Below are 15,947 nucleotides of genomic sequence, written 5' to 3' on the forward strand. Positions count from 1 at the left end.
GGCGTCCTGCCGGCGACGCTTCCAGCACCTTCCGCAGCACCTCCAGCGGCCCTTCGCGGGCCCGCCATCGAGCCCGTCCTCACACTCCCCGCCGAGCCCCGCGCAGCCTGCCTGCGCGCTGGCTCCAGCGAATCCTCCGCACTGGTGCTACCGGCCTCGACGGCCGAACTTTAACGTGTCGCCATACCGTGCCGCGCGCCTCGCTTGCGCGACGCCAGGCACCGGCTTTCCCATAGTTCCGAGGAGACACGCATGGCAGATACGCTCACCGCTCAACCCACCGCCACGGCCGTTACCGCCGAGACGCTCGCCGCCTTTTCCGACGCCTTCAACCGCCACGACGCCAACGCGCTGATGGGGTTCATGACCGAGGACTGTGTATTCGACGCGGCCGGCGGCCCCGAGGTCTACGGCGCCCGCTTCGTCGGGCGCGAGGCGGTGCGCGCCGCATTCGAAGCGGTGTTCCGCACCTTCCCCGACGCGCACTGGGGCAAGGGCCGCCACTACGTCGCCGGCGAGCGCGGCGTGTCCGAATGGGTCTTCACGGGCACGCATGCCGAGGGCTGGCGCATCGAGGCCGAAGGCTGCGACCTGTTCGAGTTCCGCGACGGCCTGATCGCCGTGAAGCGCGCGTTCCGCAAGGAGCGGCCGAAGCAGCCGGCCTGATCCCGCGCGGCGCTCCGCCACGCTTTTTGAAACGAATCGTTCCATTCCATTTCAGATTCACCCATCAAGGACGGAATTGCTTGATCCGCCAGGCGCGGCGAATAGCATTCGAAACAGGCAATTCCGTCACACGACAACCCGGAGACAGCTGATGAGCGACAAGCAACCCAACCAGACGGCAACGGCCAGCGGCCCGCAGGACATGACCCCGTCCGAAGCCTTCGTCGAGACCATGGCCGCCAATGGCGTGACCGACATGTTCGGCATCATGGGCTCGGCGTTCATGGATGCGATGGACATCTTCGCACCCGCCGGCATCCGCCTGATTCCCGTGGTTCACGAGCAGGGCGCCGCGCACATGGCGGACGGCTACTCGCGCGTCTCGGGCCGTCACGGCGTCGTGATCGGCCAGAACGGCCCCGGCATCAGCAACTGCGTGACGGCCATCGCGGCCGCTTACTGGGCGCATAGTCCGGTCGTGATGATCACGCCCGAAGCGGGCACCATGGGCATCGGCCTCGGCGGCTTCCAGGAGGCCAACCAGCTGCCGATGTTCCAGGAGTTCACCAAGTACCAGGGGCACGTGACGAACCCCGCGCGCATGGCCGAATTCACGGCGCGCTGCTTCGACCGCGCGATGTCCGAAATGGGCCCGACGCAGCTGAACATTCCGCGCGACTACTTCTACGGCCAGATCAAGGCCGAGATCCCGCAGCCGCGCCGCCTCGACCGCGGCCCCGGCGGCGACGAGAGCCTGAACGAAGCAGCGGAATTGATTGCGAATGCGAAGTTCCCGGTCATCATCTCGGGCGGCGGCGTGGTGATGGGCGACGCCATCGAGGAATGCAAGGCGCTCGCCGAACGCCTCGGCGCGCCGGTCGTCAACAGCTACCTGCACAACGACTCGTTCCCGGCGAACCATCCGCTCTGGTGCGGCCCGCTCGGCTACCAGGGCTCCAAGGCGGCGATGAAGCTGATCTCGCGCGCCGACGTCGTGATCGCACTGGGCTCGCGCCTCGGACCGTTCGGCACGCTGCCGCAACATGGTATGGACTACTGGCCAAAGAACGCGAAGATCATCCAGATCGACGCCGACCACAAGATGCTCGGCCTCGTGAAGAAGATCTCGGTGGGCATCTGCGGCGACGCCAAGGCCGCCGCGATTGCGCTGACCGAGCGCCTCGCGAACCGCACGCTCGCGTGCGATGCCACGAAGTCCGAACGCGCCGACCAGATCTCGACCGAAAAGGCCATGTGGGAGAAGGAGCTCGACGGCTGGACGCACGAGCGCGACGCCTATAGCCTCGACATGATCGAAGAGCAGAAGCATGAACGCCCGCCCACGGGCGGCGAATATCTGCATCCGCGCCAGGTGCTGCGTGAACTCGAAAAGGCCATGCCCGAAGACGTGATGGTGTCCACCGACATCGGCAACATCAATTCGGTCGCGAACAGCTACCTGCGCTTTAACAAGCCGCGCAGCTTCTTCGCGGCGATGAGCTGGGGCAATTGCGGCTACGCGTTCCCGACCATCATCGGCGCGAAGGTGGCGGCGCCGCACCGCCCGGCCGTTTCGTATGCCGGCGACGGCGCATGGGGCATGAGCCTCATGGAGACGCTGACCTGCGTGCGCCACAACATTCCGGTGACGGCCGTGGTGTTCCATAACCGCCAGTGGGGTGCGGAGAAGAAGAACCAGGTGGACTTCTACAACCGCCGCTTCGTGGCGGGCGAACTCGACAGCCCGAGCTTCGCCGGCATCGCGAAGGCGATGGGCGCGGAAGGCATCGTGGTCGACAAGCTCGAAGACGTGGGCCCGGCGCTCAAGCGCGCGATCGACATGCAGATGAACGAAGGCAAGACGACTATCGTCGAGATCATGTGCACGCGCGAACTCGGCGACCCGTTCCGCCGCGACGCGCTCTCGAAGCCGGTGCGCCTGCTCGACAAGTACAAGGACTACGTCTGAGGCATTCGTTGCGGCCCGCGCGTGCGTGAAAACGCACGCGCAGCTCGCCGGCCGCAGGCGGCAACCCCGCCTGCGGCCGCTTTCGTTTGTTTCGCTCGTTCCTCTCGTTCCATTCGCTTGTTCCGTTTGCCCGCCCTCCCCGAGCCCATGACACCATGAAAGCCCTGAACCGAATCGTCGAAGGCGCACGCACGTCGCCGATGCGCATCGTGCTGTGCGAGGCCGAAGACGCGCGCGTGCTCGCCGCCGCGGCGCGCGCGCAAACGCAAGGCGTCGCGCGCATCCTGCTCGTGGGCGAACCCGCCGCCATTCGCGCGGCCGCCGCGCGCGAATCGATCGACCTCGGCGAAATGACGCTGATCGACCCGCAAGCGAGCGCCTGGCGCACCGCATTCGCCGACGAGCTCGTCGCGTTGCGCGGCGCCAAGGGCATGACGCCCGCGCTCGCCTGGGACGAAGCCGCAAAACCGCTCACCTTCGCCAACCTGATGGTGCGTCTCGGCCACGCGGACGGCTCGGTGGCGGGCGCGCTCCATACGACCGCCGACGTCGTGCGCACAGCGATCCAGCTCATCGGCGTGGAGCCGTCGTTCAAGCTCGTCTCGAGCTTCTTCCTGATGATGCTGTGCGAGCCCTTCCACCGGTACAAAGGAGGACTGATCTTTTCGGATTGCGCGCTCGTGGTGGACCCCGATGCGGGACAGCTCGCCGAGATCGCACTGGCCGCCGCCGATAGCGCGCAAAGCCTCTTGATGGAGGAGCCGCGCGTGGCGATGCTGTCGTTCTCGACGAGCGGCAGCGCGCATCACGCGTCCGTGGACAAGGTGATCGAAGCCACCCGGCGCGTGCACGCGCAGCGCCCCGCGCTTTGCGTCGACGGCGACGTGCAGCTCGACGCGGCGCTCGTGGCGGAAATCGCCGAGCGCAAGATCGAGCATTCGCAGTGCGGCGGCCACGCCAACGTGCTGGTGTTTCCGAATCTCGACGCAGGCAATATCGGCTACAAGCTCGCCGAGCGCCTGGGCGGCGCGAAGGCCATCGGTCCGCTGCTGCAGGGCCTGAACAAGCCCGCCAACGACCTCTCGCGCGGCTGCTGCGCGGAAGACATCTTTTACGTGATCGCCGTGACGGCGGTCCAGGCGCAGACGGCCCGCCAGCGCGCCGTCACTCACTCGAAGGAACCCCACGCAGCATGATGCACGAGAAGGTCCTGGTGCTGATCGCCCTGATCGGCGCCGCCAGCTATTTTCAGACGATCACCGGGTTTGGCCTCGGCATGATCGTCATGGGCGCGACGAGCGGCTTCGAGCTCGCGCCCGTCGCGAGCATCGCGACGCTATTGAGTCTTGTCACGCTCACGAACAGCGCGACCGCGCTGCACGGCAAGCTTCACCATATCGACTGGCGCGCGGTACGCGCCGCGACGCTCGGCGCGCTGCCCTCGGTGGTCGTGGGCGTGCTGCTGCTCGATTACCTGAGCGCTTCGGCGTCCGGCGTGCTGCAATTGCTGCTCGGCGCCGTGGTGCTATACGGCGGCCTGAGCGCCGCATTGCGGCCCGAGCCGCTCCCGCAGCGCTCGGGCGACCGCAGCTTTTTCGTGAGCGGCTTGTGCGGCGGCTTGCTGAGCGGCATGTTCGGCGTGTCCGGGCCGCCGCTCATCTTTCAGTTCTACCGGCAGCCGCTCAAACTGATCGAGATTCGCTGCGCGCTCATTCTCATCTTCGCGATCACGGCGCTCACGCGCGTGCTGTTCAGCGCGTACGAAGGGCAGCTCGGTTCTTCGATCTGCATCGAGGCGGTGCTGGCCGCGCCCGTGGTCATGCTCATGACGATCGCGGCGCGCAACTATCCGCCGCCGCTGTCTTCCATCGCGACGCGGCGGCTTGCGTTCGGGGTGCTGATGGCGATTGGGGCTTCGCTCGTGCTGTGCGCGATCAGGGCGTTGAGCGCGGGTGCAGGACATTCAGGTATGTGAGGAGCGGGTTGCGTTGAGGAGACTTGGGTCGGGCGAAGCACGACCGCAACGATCAACGACTCAGCCGCCGCCGCTTCGCCCCTCTGCTACCGCCTCCCCCCAATCCACCGCGCGAGCCCCGCGAGCCGCGTCATATCGAGCGGCTCGTCCAGATCGACCGCGACGCAGTGCCGGTAATACGGGCTCAGATCGAGCCCCACGCCCAGCCCGATCACGTCGACGTCGCGCATCGCTTCATGGCGCGCCACCACGTCCTTCAAGTGGTTGTCGAGATAGAACGCGTCGTTCGCCTGCGCAGTCGCGGCGTCCATCGGGCTGCCGTCCGAGATCACGACGAGAATGCGGCGCGCCTCGGCACGCGCCGAAAGCCGCGCGCACGCCCATTCGACGGCCTCGCCGTCCACGCCCTCGCGAAACAGGTCGGGCTTGAGCAGCGCGGCGATGGCCGGCCGCGCGCGCCGCCAGCTATCGTCGGCCGATTTGAACACCATGTGGCAGGTCTCGTTCAGCCGCCCCGGATGCGCGGGCCGTCCGCGTGCGAGCCATTCGGCGCGCGCGCGGCCGCCGTTCCAGGCGAGCGTCGTGAAGCCGAGCACCTCGCTCGCGAGTCCCGCCTGCTCGCACGCGCGCGCGAGCAGATCGACCATCATCGCCACCGGCTCGATATGCGCCTTCATCGAGCCCGAGCAATCGATCAGGAAACCCACCACGCAATCGCCGCGCGGCTGCTGCCGTTCGCGCGTGAATACGCGGCGCTCGGCGGGCGAGCTCACGACCTGGGCGAGCCGCCGGCCGTCGATGCAGCCCTCCTCCTCGCCGAACAGCCAGCCGTCGCGCTGCGGCACCGCGAGCGCCGCCTGCAGCACACGCGCGAGCCGCGCCACGTTGATGCCGCGCGCGGCAATGCGCTCGTCGAGGCGCTCGCGATACTCGCGCAGCAGCGCTTCGCGCACGAGCGTGGCCGGGCGGATCTCGCGGTCGTACTGCGTCGTGTACGCGCGATAGCCCTCGGGCGCCGCGCCCAGCACGCGGCTCTCGCCGGTCAGCGCGAGCGCGGGCAGGTCGGCGTCCGACTCGTCGAAGTCCACCCAGAGCGAGAACGAGGTGAGCGCGTCGTCGGGCTCGCGCGCGTCGTCGGCGTCGTCCTGGGCACGGCTCGCGGCGCGCGCGTCGTCGAGCATTGCCGCAACGCTGCGCGCGAGTTCGAGCGCGTGCTGCGCGTAGGCGCGCTGATCGAAGCGATGCCGGCGCAGGCCGGCGAGTTGCATGCCGATCGCGGGCACGATGCCGGCGCGCGTCGCCTCGATCAGGTCTTCGGTCTCGTCGAGCACGGGCCAGCCCGTCACGCGCGACCACACGATCTGCGCCACCGTATAGAGCAGGATGCCGAGATGGCCTTCGCTCAAGCCCGCGCGGCAATACGCGCGCGACCAGGCATCGAAGCGATGGCGCAAGTTGCGCGCGAGTCCCGGCATGCCGGACGGCGTCAGCGCCTCGCAGCGCACCTGCTCGAAGAGCTCGAACAGCAGACGCTCGACGGGCGCCTCGGGGCATAGCCGCCGATGCAGCGCCGCATCGGAATGCAGGAGGCGCTGCGCGGCCCCGTCGGCGGCGCCGCGCAGCGAAGCGAAATCGTCTTCATAAGCGTTGCTGCGCAGATGCGGTGCGTACAGCGGCAACGGCCGCAATTGCCGGCACAGGCGTCCGCCGCGATAGTGCAGCGCAGGATCGCCCGTGAGCGCGCGCACGGCCGCCGCGCACAGCGCCTCGCGGCGCAGCGCGGCGCGCACGGCTTCGCGCGTGGGCGGCGTGGCCGACGTGGATAACGTGGGCGATGCAGACGTCATGCGCGCGGCTCCGGCTCAGCCCCAGACGGTGCGTCACCATCGCCACCGGCCGACGCGGCATCGAGATCGACACCGAAGCAGCGCTGATAATACTCGGCGACGATGGGCCGCTCGGCCTCGTCGCATTTGTTCAGGAACGTGAGCCGGAAGGCCAGCGCGGGATCGCGGAAGATCTCGCAGTTCTCGGCCCAGTTGATGACGGTGCGCGGCGACATCAGCGTCGACAGATCGCCGCTCGCAAACCCCTTGCGCGTAAGCGCGGCCATGCTGACCATCGAGTCGACGAGCGCACGGCCCGCGGCATCGCCCATCTCGGGCACGCGCGCGAGCACGATCCCGGCCTCCTCCTCGCGCGGCAGATAGTTGAGCGTCGCGACCACGTTCCAGCGATCCATCTGCGCGTGGTTGAGCATCTGCGTGCCGTGATAGAGGCCGTTGAGATTGCCGAGCCCGATCGTGTTGGTGGTCGCGAACAGGCGGAAATACGCGTGCGGACGGATCACGCGGTTCTGGTCGAGCAGCGTGAAGCTGCCGTCGCGTTCGAGAATGCGCTGGATCACGAACATCACGTCGGGGCGGCCCGCATCGTATTCGTCGAAGATCAGCGCCACCGGACGCTGGAGCGCCCACGGCACGATGCCCTCCTGGAACTCGGTGACCTGGCGGCCATCGCGCACCACGATGGCGTCCTTGCCGACGAGATCGAGCCGGCTGATATGACCGTCGAGATTCACACGTACGCAGGGCCAGTTCAGGCGCGCGGCCACCTGCTCGATATGGGTGGATTTGCCCGTGCCGTGCAGCCCCTGGACCATCACGCGCCGGTTGCGCGTGAAGCCTGCGAGGATCGCGAGCGTGACTTCCGGGTTGAAGCGGTAGGCCTCGTCTATGTCGGGGACGTGCGCTTCGCGTGCGCTGAATGCCGGCACCATCAGGTTCGAGTCGATGCCGAAATGCTCGCGCACCGGGACCATGAGATCGGGTTTTTCCATCGTGGTATCAGAGGTCACGGCGGGCTCCTCGTGGTCGTTGCTGGTGGGCGCTAGCTGGTCCATCGTTGGGTCTTTCATTTTTCCGGTATTTTCCCGTGCGGGTTGAATCGGGATTGTGGTTCTTTTTTTTGGGGTTTTTTTCGCGTTTCCTTGTTTTCGTGTCGGTTTGCTAGCGTTGCCCCTGTGCGGGGCGGCACCTACTTTTCTTTGCAGCCGCAAAGAAAAGTAGGCAAAAGAAAGCGGCTCAAACCGCTAGTGTGACGAAGTCCACAAACAGCCGTTTAAGGGGAATGGTATAGGCGCGTCTGCCATCTCGCACCATACCACTCAGTGACAAAGGGCTCATTCATCCCGCTGCTCGCTACGCGCGCAGCGGTCGGGTCTGCATGGGAAACCAGACGTGCTGCACAAACCAGCGAAGGCGCATGCACCCCACTGGTTTGGGGTTATGCCCCACGGCGCGCGTAGCGCCGCCGGATGTGCGAGCGCCTTGTCACTTTGTTTTGTGGTGCGAAGTGACGGATGCTCCTATACCTTTCCCCCTAAACGGCAGTTTGCGGACTTCGTCACACTAGCGGTGTGAGCGGCTTTCTTTTGCCTACTTTTCTTTGCCGCTGCAAAGAAAAGTAGGTGCCGCCCCGCACAGGGGCAACCCTGGCAAACCACCGCGACCACAAGAAAACGCGCAAAAACACCAGGAGCCCCTCGATACCACCCATCACCAACCACCTAAAACATCACTCCCCAAGATGCCCATGAAACTGCCCCGCCCCGGTATCGGCGGCATACTGATCCATAGACCCATTAGGCCAGCTAACAAACGTCTGCTCTTCCCCACGCGCCCGGCTACGACGATGCACCCAGGCATAAGCAACCAGCAACACAGCGAGACTCACAACACCAAGCCAAAGCGGTTTACGCTGCTCAGGAATAAACGCCATCGCCACAAGAATACTGACCATCCCACCAATCGAGAGCCAGGTAAGATAAGGAAAGCCCCACATCTTCACCCGCAACTCGCTAACGGCGGTAGCATCGAGCCGCTTACGCAAACGCAATTGCGAAAGGGCAATCAGCAGATAAACAAAGATCGCGACCGTGCCATAAGAATTAACGAGAAACGCAAACACGGTATCAGGCGAAACATACGACATCACAACCGATACATACCCGAACACGGTACCCAACAGAATCGCACGAACCGGCACACCGCGGCGGCTCACCTTCGCGAGCGCCTTGGGCGCATCACCATGGCGCGTCAGCGCGAACAGCATACGCGAGGCCGCATAAAGCCCCGAATTCAGCGCCGAGAGCACCGCAGTCAGCACGATCGCGTTCATGATGTTGGCGGCGGCAGGCAGACCCATCACTTCGAGCGCACTCACATAGGGCGTCGCCATCTGCGGCGAATTCCACGGCACGAGCGCGACCACGAGCAGCACCGAACCCACGTAGAACACCAGCACGCGCGTAATCACCGAGTTGGTTGCCTTCGCAACGGCCTTCGCAGGTTCGCGCGCCTCGGCCGCCGCGATCGTAACGATCTCCGCGCCGAAGTAGAAACCCGTAGCAGCCACCGCACCGCTGAGCACAGGCCCGATCCCCTTCGGCATGAGCCCGCCGTGACCGAGCAGCGTCGGCAGCACCGAAGTCGTGTGCAGCGACGAAGGCCACAGCCCCAACACGTAGAGGCCGCCGAGGAACAGGAACACCATGATGGCCGCCACCTTGATCGACGAGAACCAGAACTCGAACTCGCCATAGCTGCCGACCGAGATCAGGTTCGTGGCGCTCAGGAGCACGAGCAGCACGAGACTGATTGCCCACGCGGGCGCGTCGGGTAGCCAGAACTGCACGAGCTTGGCGCCCGCCACCGCTTCCACGGCCACCACAATCACCCAGAAGTACCAGTACATCCAGCCCGTCATGAAGCCCGCGAGCCTGCCAGGTCCGCGCCAGCTCGCGAACGCGAGCCGCGCATATTCGTAAAACGAACCGACTGCCGGCATCGCGCAGGCCATTTCGCCGAGCATGCGCATCACGAGCACCACGAGCCCGCCGGTGATGAGAAACGACAGCACCGCGGCCGGTCCTGTCTGCTGGATCACGACGCCACTGCCGACGAAAAGACCGGCGCCGATCACGCCGCCTAGCGCGATCATCGTCATGTGGCGCTGCTTGAGCCCGCACTTCAACTGACTGTTGTCCATCGATGGTTGCATCTCATCTCCTCCAGATTCCTATCCGGGTTGTCTCTGTGCGGACGCGTTCGCGGTACTTCGCCAAGCGCGTCCCGCACGCGCGCCATCCGCGACGGGTAAGCCAGTACACAGGCGCACTCGCGTCGCCCGGATGGGTGCTATTCGTGGTTATTTGATTCGTTGTTCGAACGTGTTGCAGCGCGTATCCATGCCGCCGGCCCGATCGCAAAACCATGGGCCGGCGGCACGAAACATCGTCAGGGCTTTTCGTCCTGCCTGAAGTACTGCAGATAGAGCATGCGCTGCCCGATGCGCCGGAACGGCGCGAACGGATGGCCGGGCAGCGGCGAAGTGAAGATCGGCAGCGTCTGCTGCGCGCCCTTGCCGGCGATGCGCTCGGCCAGGCGCCGGCCGGCCTGCTGCGAATACGAAACGCCATTGCCGCCGTAGCCGAGCGCGTAATAGACCGACTGGCGCGGATCGGGCTGGCACACGCGCGGCATCATGTCGTGGCTCACGTCCACCCAGCCCCACCACGAGTAGTCGATCTGCACGCCGCGCAGCGCCGGGAACTTGCGCGCCATGCCTTCCTTGAGCAGATCGAGGTGGCGCGGGTTCGGCGCGTCCTGGCCCGTGATCGCGCTGCGGCTGCCGATCTGCAGGCGACGGTCGGGCAGGAAGCGATAGTAGAAGCGCAGCGTGCGCGTATCCGTGAGCACCTGGGTCGTGCGGAAGTTGCACGCGGCGATCTCGGCGTCGGTGAGCGGGCGCGTGACCATCGAGTTCGAGAGGATCGGCATGATCTTGCTGCGCAGCGACGGATGCAGCGTCTGCGCCGTGTACGCGCCGGTCGCGATGCCCACGGCGCGCGCGCGCACGATCCCGCCCGGCGTGCGCAAATGATGAACGCCGTTGATGGTTTCCCAGCCCATCACCGGGCTCGCCGTATGCACCTTCGCACCGGCCTCGCGCGCGAGGCGCAGATAGCCGAACGCGAGCTTCAGCGCATGGACGCCGATGCCCTCGGGCTCGTGCAGCGCGCCGCAGGCCTCGTGATCGTCGAGGAATTCGCGGCGGAACGTCTTCGCGTCGATCAGCTCGGACGGATAGCCGAACACGTCCTTCCAGACCTTCGCTTCGGCGGCGAGCCTGGCCATGATGCGCGGACGATGCGCGATCAGGAAGTGGCCGCCCGGCTGCGGATCGCAATCGATCTCGGCCACGAATTCCTTGAAGTGGTTGAAGCCTTGCTGGATTTCGTCGTGCATCTTCAGCGCGACGTCCTTGCCCCAGCGCTCGATCCATTGCGAGCGCGAGAGGCGCCCCGAGGCGTTCTGCCCCTGCCCGCCGTTGCGGCTGCTGCAGCCCCAGCTCGTGCGGTTCGCTTCGAGCACCACGGCCTTGATGCCGTGCTCGCGTGCGAGGCACAGCGCCGTGGCAAGGCCCGTATAGCCGCCGCCGATGATCGCGACGTCGACATCGATGTCCTTCGTGACGGGGCCGTCGTCAGCCGGCGGCGTGCCCGCCGTCGCGACCCAGTAAGTGGGCGCGTAGTCCTTGCCGATCCCGGGACCGGGGGACACGAGCGGGTCGTAGGTGGGGTCGTACTTCGTGGAGCCGTTGCCGGGATTGCCGCCGATAAAGCCCGTGGCGTTCGGTTCAATGGTGCTGTATCCCATGATCAATGCTCCGTCGGCCTTATGGATACCCGTACTCGAAGCGCGATTGCTGCCGACTGCTTTTTCGTCATGCCTGTCTCCCATCCGATGCTTGTCTCTGATCCGATGAAGGCGCCGATACAAAACTGCTTTTTCTTCGATTCGGCCCTGCACGTCTCGCGTGGCTTTTGCGTTCCGTTGAAAAAATTCTAGGCAGACCCAACCCGCGCAGGTAGGACCAGTGGCCTGCTATCGCCTGGTACAGCGGGCCGCGTATCAGGGTAATCCGCTACGTAACTTGAAAATCTTTGCGTCATTTCCAAAATGTGCTAGAAAACTCGAACAATTTGTTCCATTTTCCGCGCGCTGCATATTCTCGCTGCACATTCTCTTTTGGCGGCGAATAAAGCGGACTTAAGGAAAACCCGGGGAAAACCCCGACCCATTCCGGAGGAGACCCCATGCGAGACACCGCCCCAGCGCCGCGCGACGAAGCGTCGACGGACGATGCACGCGTGCTGCGCGCGCTCGTCGTGCTGGAGCACCTGGCCGCGGCAGGCCAGCCGTACACGCTGTCCCAGTTGTCCGCGCGGCTGCACATTCCCAAGGCGACGCTGCTGAGGCTCATCGACTCGCTCGAAGCGCGCGGCTACGTGATCCACATGCCCGATTCCCGCGGCTACGACCGCAGCATCGCGCTGGGCCCGCGCGCGACACAGCTCGCGCTGGCCACGCTCGCCAACAACACCTTCACGCGCTCGTGCCGCGTGCTGCTGCGCGCGCTCGTGGAAACGCTCGGAGAAACCTGCAACCTCACGGCGCTCGACGGCGACCGCGTGCTCTACATCGAGCGCGTCGAGACCACGGAGCCGCTGCGCATGGAAATGCGTCCGGGCATGCACGTACCGCTGCACTGCACCGCGAGCGGCAAGCTGTTTCTTTCGCAGATGACGGCGCTCGAGCGCAACGCGCTGCTCGAACGCCTCGTGCTCACGAAGATGACCTATCGCACCCTCACCGATCCTCACGTGCTCGCCACCGAGCTGGAGCGGCTCGCGGTGCGCGGCATCGGCATCGACAACGAGGAGTTCGTGCGCGGCATGGTGGCGATCGCCGTGCCGGTGATGGACCCCGCCAGCAAGCGCGTGCTCGCCGCGCTCGCCGTGCATGCGCCCACGGCGCGCACCACGCTCAACGAGCTGCTGGAGGCCGTGGGCCGCATGCGGGAAACGGCGAGCCGGCTCGCGCCGCTGCTTCAGGGACTCTCGTAGAGCGAAACGAGCGCCGGCGCTTTTTCTCCACGCTTTCTTCCACGTTTTTCCCCAACTTTCCACGCGTCTTCAACCCGTCCTCAACCCATTCGGCAGCGCAGCACGCGCGCCGCGCCACGGACTTCTGATTCCGTTTGCGCAGTTTCCGTTTCACTTTCGGCCTGCGCGCACGATTCGCGCTTGCCGTCGCCCGCCCCATCCACGACATTGATTCAAAAAACGCGGCACAAGGCGTACCGGCAAGGCACGCCGCGCCGCGCCAGGATTTCGAGGAGACGGGATTCATGGAACACGAAGTCGATTACCTGATCGTCGGCGCCGGGTCGGCGGGCTGCGTACTCGCCAACCGCCTGAGCGCCGATGCGCACAACACCGTACTGCTGCTCGAAGCGGGCGGCGAAGACTCCAACCCGTGGATCCACGTCCCGGTTGGCTACTTCAAGACCATGCACGACCCCGCGCTCGACTGGTGCTATCGCACCGAGCCCGATGAAGGCGTGGCCGGCCGCCAGATCGACTGGCCGCGCGGCAAGGTGCTGGGCGGATCGAGCTCGCTCAACGGCCTGCTCTATGTACGCGGACAACGTGAGGACTACGACAGATGGGCCGCGCTCGGCAACCGCGGCTGGAGCTACGCCGACGTGCTCCCCTACTTCAGGAAGTCCGAAGACCAGGAGCGCGGCGCGAGCGAGTGGCACGGCGTGGGCGGCCCGCTGAAAGTCTCGGACCTGCGGCTGCGCCGCCCTATCGCCGATCACTTCATCGCGGCCGCGCAGGACATCGGCATTCCGCTCAATCCCGACTACAACGGCGCGACCCAGGAAGGCGTCGGCTATTTTCAGCAGACGGCGTATAAGGGCTTTCGCTGGAGCACCGCGAAGGGCTTTCTCAAGCCCGCGCGCCATCGCAGCAACCTGACCGTGGCAACGCGCGCGCAGGCCTGCCGCGTGCTCTTCGAAGGGCGCCGCGCCGTGGGCGTCGAGTACATGCAGGACGGCGAGCGCAAGCGGGCGCGCGCACGCATCGAGGTGATACTCGCTTCGGGCGCGATCGGCTCGCCGCAGATTCTTCAGCATTCGGGCGTGGGCCCCGCGCAGGTATTGCGCAACGCCGGCGTGAACGTGCTGCACGATCTGCCCGGCGTCGGCCAGAACCTCCAGGACCATCTGCAGGTGCGGCTCGTCTTCCGCACGCGCGAGCGCACCCTCAACGACGAAGTCAATCACCCGCTGCGCAAGGCGTGGATCGGGCTCCAATACGCGCTCTGGCGCACCGGGCCGCTCACGCTGGCCGCGAGCCAGGTGGCGATCTTCACGCGCTCACGGCCCGACGTCGAGCGCCCGGACATCCAGTTCCACATGCAGCCGCTGAGCGCCGACAAGCCCGGCAAAGGCGCGCATCCGTTCTCGGCCTTTACGGCGTCGGTCTGCCAGTTGCGGCCGTACAGCCGTGGCAGCGTCGAGATCCGCTCGACCGACCCGCTCGCCTATCCGGCCATCCAGGCGAACTACCTGTCCGATGCGCGCGACCATCCGGTCGTGATCGGCGGCATCCGGGTGGCGCGCCGCATCGCCCAGGCGCCCTCGCTGGCGCCGCACATCGTCTCCGAGTTCATGCCGGGCGCGCAGTACCAGACCGACGCCGAGCTGCTGGAGGCCGCGCGCCGCTACAGCCAGTCGATCTACCATCCCGCGGGCACCTGCAAGATGGGCGGCGACGCGCTGGCCGTCGTCGACGAACGGCTGCGCGTGCACGGCCTCGGCGGCCTGCGCGTGGTGGATGCATCGATCATGCCGGAGCTGGTTTCGGGCAACACCAACGCGCCCGTCATCATGATCGCCGAGAAAGCAGCCGACATGATTCTCGAGGACCGTCCGGCCCTCGCCACGCAGCAAAAAGAGTACGCGGAAGCACACGTTTGATCCGTTTGACACGCACGGCCCTGCATCACATGAAGGATATCTAACTATTATTCCGGAATTCTGGAGACAGCCATGAACGCATTGCCACGGGCCGACGCCCGGCAGATGAGACGCGTGGTCGTTGCGAGCCTGATCGGCGCGACCATCGAGTGGTATGACTTCTTTCTCTACGGCGTGGTCGCCGGCATCGTATTCAACAAGCTCTATTTCCCGAGCGGCGATCCGCTCATCTCGACGATGCTCGCCTACGGCACCTTCGCCGTGGGCTTTCTGAGCCGCCCGCTCGGCGGGATGATCTTCGGCCACTTCGGCGACCGGCTCGGCCGCAAGAGCATGCTGGTGATGACGCTCTCGATCATGGGCGTCGCCACCGTGCTGATCGGCGCCGTGCCCACCTATGCGCAGATCGGCCTGTGGGCGCCCACGCTGCTGCTCGTCCTGCGCATCGCGCAGGGCCTCGGCCTCGGCGGCGAATGGGGCGGCGCCGTGCTCATGGCGTTCGAGTACGCGCCCGAGGGCAAGCGCGGATTCTTTGCGAGCATTCCGCAGATCGGCCTCGCGATCGGGCTGTGCCTCGCGTCGGGCGTGGTCGCCGGGCTCTCCTCCACGCTCAGCAATGCGCAGTTTCTCGCCTGGGGCTGGCGCGTCGCGTTCTTCCTCTCGTTCGCGCTCGTGGCCATCGGCATGTACATTCGCCTGCGCGTGATGGAGACGCCCGAGTTCGAGCGCGTGAAGCAGGCCGGCGCCGAGATCCGCGTGCCGATTGCCGAGGTGCTCACCCGCTATCCCGGCAACGTGCTCGCGGGCATGGGCGCGCGCTTCATCGACGGCGTGTTCTTCAACGTGTTCGCGGTCTTCACGATCGCCTACCTCACGCAGACGCTCAAGATCCCGCGTACCGACGCGCTGCTCGCGGTCATGGCCGCCGCTTTCGTGATGATCTTCGCGATTCCGTTTTTTGGCCGGCTCTCGGATCGCATCGGCCGCGCGCGCATTTACTTCTGGGGATCGCTGCTCACGGGCTTCTCGTCGTTCTTCGGCTTCTGGCTCATGAAGCATAGCGGCGGCGAACCGCTGCTCGTCTGGATCGCGGTGATCATTCCGCTCGGTATCGTCTATGCGTCGGTGTATGGGCCCGAGGCGGCGCTCTTCGCGGAGCTGTTCGACGCCAATGTGCGCTATTCGGGGATTTCGTTCGTGTATCAGTTCTCGGGGATCTTCGCGAGCGGCATCAGCCCGATCATGGCCACCTGGCTTTTGCAGCGCAACGGCGGCGATCCGTGGCTCATCTGTGTCTATACACTGTGCGCGGGTCTCATCAGCGCGCTTTCGGCGGCGTGGGTGGGGCGCAAGCAGGGCGCGCGGCGTGTGGCGATGGGTGGGGTGCGATAACAGGTACCGGCAGAGGTGCCGGCAAATATGGCGTGACTCGCGCAAAAGCACCGC

General features: G+C 65.9%; 11 protein-coding genes. 7 read left to right on the forward strand and 4 right to left on the reverse strand.

The features are described 5' to 3' along the window. Nucleotides 1–252: 252 nt before the first annotated feature. The 4 genes from U5775_RS22965 to U5775_RS22980 all read left to right on the forward strand — a co-directional run bounded on the left by U5775_RS22965 (nucleotide 253) and on the right by U5775_RS22980 (nucleotide 4,610). Nucleotides 253–666, forward strand: coding sequence for a nuclear transport factor 2 family protein (locus U5775_RS22965; protein WP_322060387.1), 414 nt, complete (start codon nucleotides 253–255; stop codon nucleotides 664–666). A gap of 151 nt (nucleotides 667–817) precedes the next feature. Then, nucleotides 818–2,635, forward strand: a complete 1,818-nt coding sequence (gene xsc, locus U5775_RS22970; protein WP_322060388.1) for a sulfoacetaldehyde acetyltransferase — start codon at nucleotides 818–820, stop codon at nucleotides 2,633–2,635. A gap of 155 nt (nucleotides 2,636–2,790) precedes the next feature. After that, on the forward strand, nucleotides 2,791–3,831 hold the full coding sequence (gene pta / locus U5775_RS22975) for a phosphate acetyltransferase (RefSeq protein ID WP_322060389.1): 1,041 nt from the start codon (nucleotides 2,791–2,793) through the stop codon (nucleotides 3,829–3,831). Beyond that, nucleotides 3,828–4,610 (forward strand): sulfite exporter TauE/SafE family protein, encoded by a 783-nt coding sequence (locus U5775_RS22980; RefSeq protein WP_322060390.1) that lies wholly within the window; start codon nucleotides 3,828–3,830, stop codon nucleotides 4,608–4,610. Before pta ends, U5775_RS22980 begins: the two co-directional genes overlap by 4 nt. An 86-nt stretch (nucleotides 4,611–4,696) precedes the next feature. Here U5775_RS22980 and U5775_RS22985 read toward each other — a convergent pair whose 3' ends face one another. From U5775_RS22985 to U5775_RS23000, 4 genes are all read right to left on the reverse strand, one after another. Further along, on the reverse strand, nucleotides 4,697–6,457 hold the full coding sequence (locus U5775_RS22985) for a cobaltochelatase CobT-related protein (protein ID WP_322060391.1): 1,761 nt from the start codon (nucleotides 6,455–6,457) through the stop codon (nucleotides 4,697–4,699). Next, nucleotides 6,454–7,449: an AAA family ATPase gene (locus tag U5775_RS22990; RefSeq protein WP_322060421.1), complete on the reverse strand. Its 996-nt coding sequence runs from the start codon at nucleotides 7,447–7,449 to the stop codon at nucleotides 6,454–6,456. The genes U5775_RS22985 and U5775_RS22990 overlap by 4 nt, the downstream gene beginning before the upstream one ends. Nucleotides 7,450–8,186: 737 nt before the next feature. Next, a complete protein-coding gene (locus U5775_RS22995) occupies nucleotides 8,187–9,671 on the reverse strand; it encodes an amino acid permease (RefSeq protein ID WP_322060392.1) in 1,485 nt (494 codons plus the stop codon). 236 nt (nucleotides 9,672–9,907) lie between these two features. Further along, a complete protein-coding gene (locus U5775_RS23000) occupies nucleotides 9,908–11,329 on the reverse strand; it encodes an FAD-binding oxidoreductase (protein WP_322060393.1) in 1,422 nt (473 codons plus the stop codon). Nucleotides 11,330–11,769: 440 nt separating this feature from the next. On the opposite strand from U5775_RS23000, the gene U5775_RS23005 reads away from it, so the two are divergent. From U5775_RS23005 to U5775_RS23015, 3 genes are all read left to right on the forward strand, one after another. After that, the gene (locus tag U5775_RS23005; protein ID WP_322060394.1) at nucleotides 11,770–12,579 is read left to right on the forward strand and encodes an IclR family transcriptional regulator; all 810 of its coding nucleotides are present in this window, start codon (nucleotides 11,770–11,772) and stop codon (nucleotides 12,577–12,579) included. A 284-nt stretch (nucleotides 12,580–12,863) separates the two neighbouring features. Further along, on the forward strand, nucleotides 12,864–14,501 hold the full coding sequence (locus U5775_RS23010; protein WP_322060395.1) for a choline dehydrogenase: 1,638 nt from the start codon (nucleotides 12,864–12,866) through the stop codon (nucleotides 14,499–14,501). 72 nt (nucleotides 14,502–14,573) lie between these two features. Then, nucleotides 14,574–15,893, forward strand: coding sequence for an MFS transporter (locus U5775_RS23015; protein ID WP_322060396.1), 1,320 nt, complete (start codon nucleotides 14,574–14,576; stop codon nucleotides 15,891–15,893). The last annotated feature ends 54 nt before the right edge of the window (nucleotides 15,894–15,947 follow it).

Origin of the sequence: Paraburkholderia sp. J63 (genome assembly GCF_905220245.1) — a bacterium.
In the GTDB taxonomy this organism is placed as follows: domain Bacteria; phylum Pseudomonadota; class Gammaproteobacteria; order Burkholderiales; family Burkholderiaceae; genus Paraburkholderia.

Bases quoted from the DNA above. Each gene is read 5' to 3' on its own strand.
- U5775_RS23005 (WP_322060394.1), top strand. From the start codon at position 11,770: ATGCGAGACACCGCCCCAGCGCCGCGCGACGAAGCGTCGACGGACGAT.
- U5775_RS22995 (WP_322060392.1), bottom strand. From the start codon at position 9,671: ATGCAACCATCGATGGACAACAGTCAGTTGAAGTGCGGGCTCAAGCAG.
- xsc (WP_322060388.1), top strand. From the start codon at position 818: ATGAGCGACAAGCAACCCAACCAGACGGCAACGGCCAGCGGCCCGCAG.
- pta (WP_322060389.1), top strand. From the start codon at position 2,791: ATGAAAGCCCTGAACCGAATCGTCGAAGGCGCACGCACGTCGCCGATG.
- U5775_RS22965 (WP_322060387.1), top strand. From the start codon at position 253: ATGGCAGATACGCTCACCGCTCAACCCACCGCCACGGCCGTTACCGCC.
- U5775_RS23000 (WP_322060393.1), bottom strand. From the start codon at position 11,329: ATGGGATACAGCACCATTGAACCGAACGCCACGGGCTTTATCGGCGGC.
- U5775_RS23010 (WP_322060395.1), top strand. From the start codon at position 12,864: ATGGAACACGAAGTCGATTACCTGATCGTCGGCGCCGGGTCGGCGGGC.
- U5775_RS22990 (WP_322060421.1), bottom strand. From the start codon at position 7,449: ATGGAAAAACCCGATCTCATGGTCCCGGTGCGCGAGCATTTCGGCATC.
- U5775_RS22985 (WP_322060391.1), bottom strand. From the start codon at position 6,457: ATGACGTCTGCATCGCCCACGTTATCCACGTCGGCCACGCCGCCCACG.
- U5775_RS22980 (WP_322060390.1), top strand. From the start codon at position 3,828: ATGATGCACGAGAAGGTCCTGGTGCTGATCGCCCTGATCGGCGCCGCC.
- U5775_RS23015 (WP_322060396.1), top strand. From the start codon at position 14,574: ATGAACGCATTGCCACGGGCCGACGCCCGGCAGATGAGACGCGTGGTC.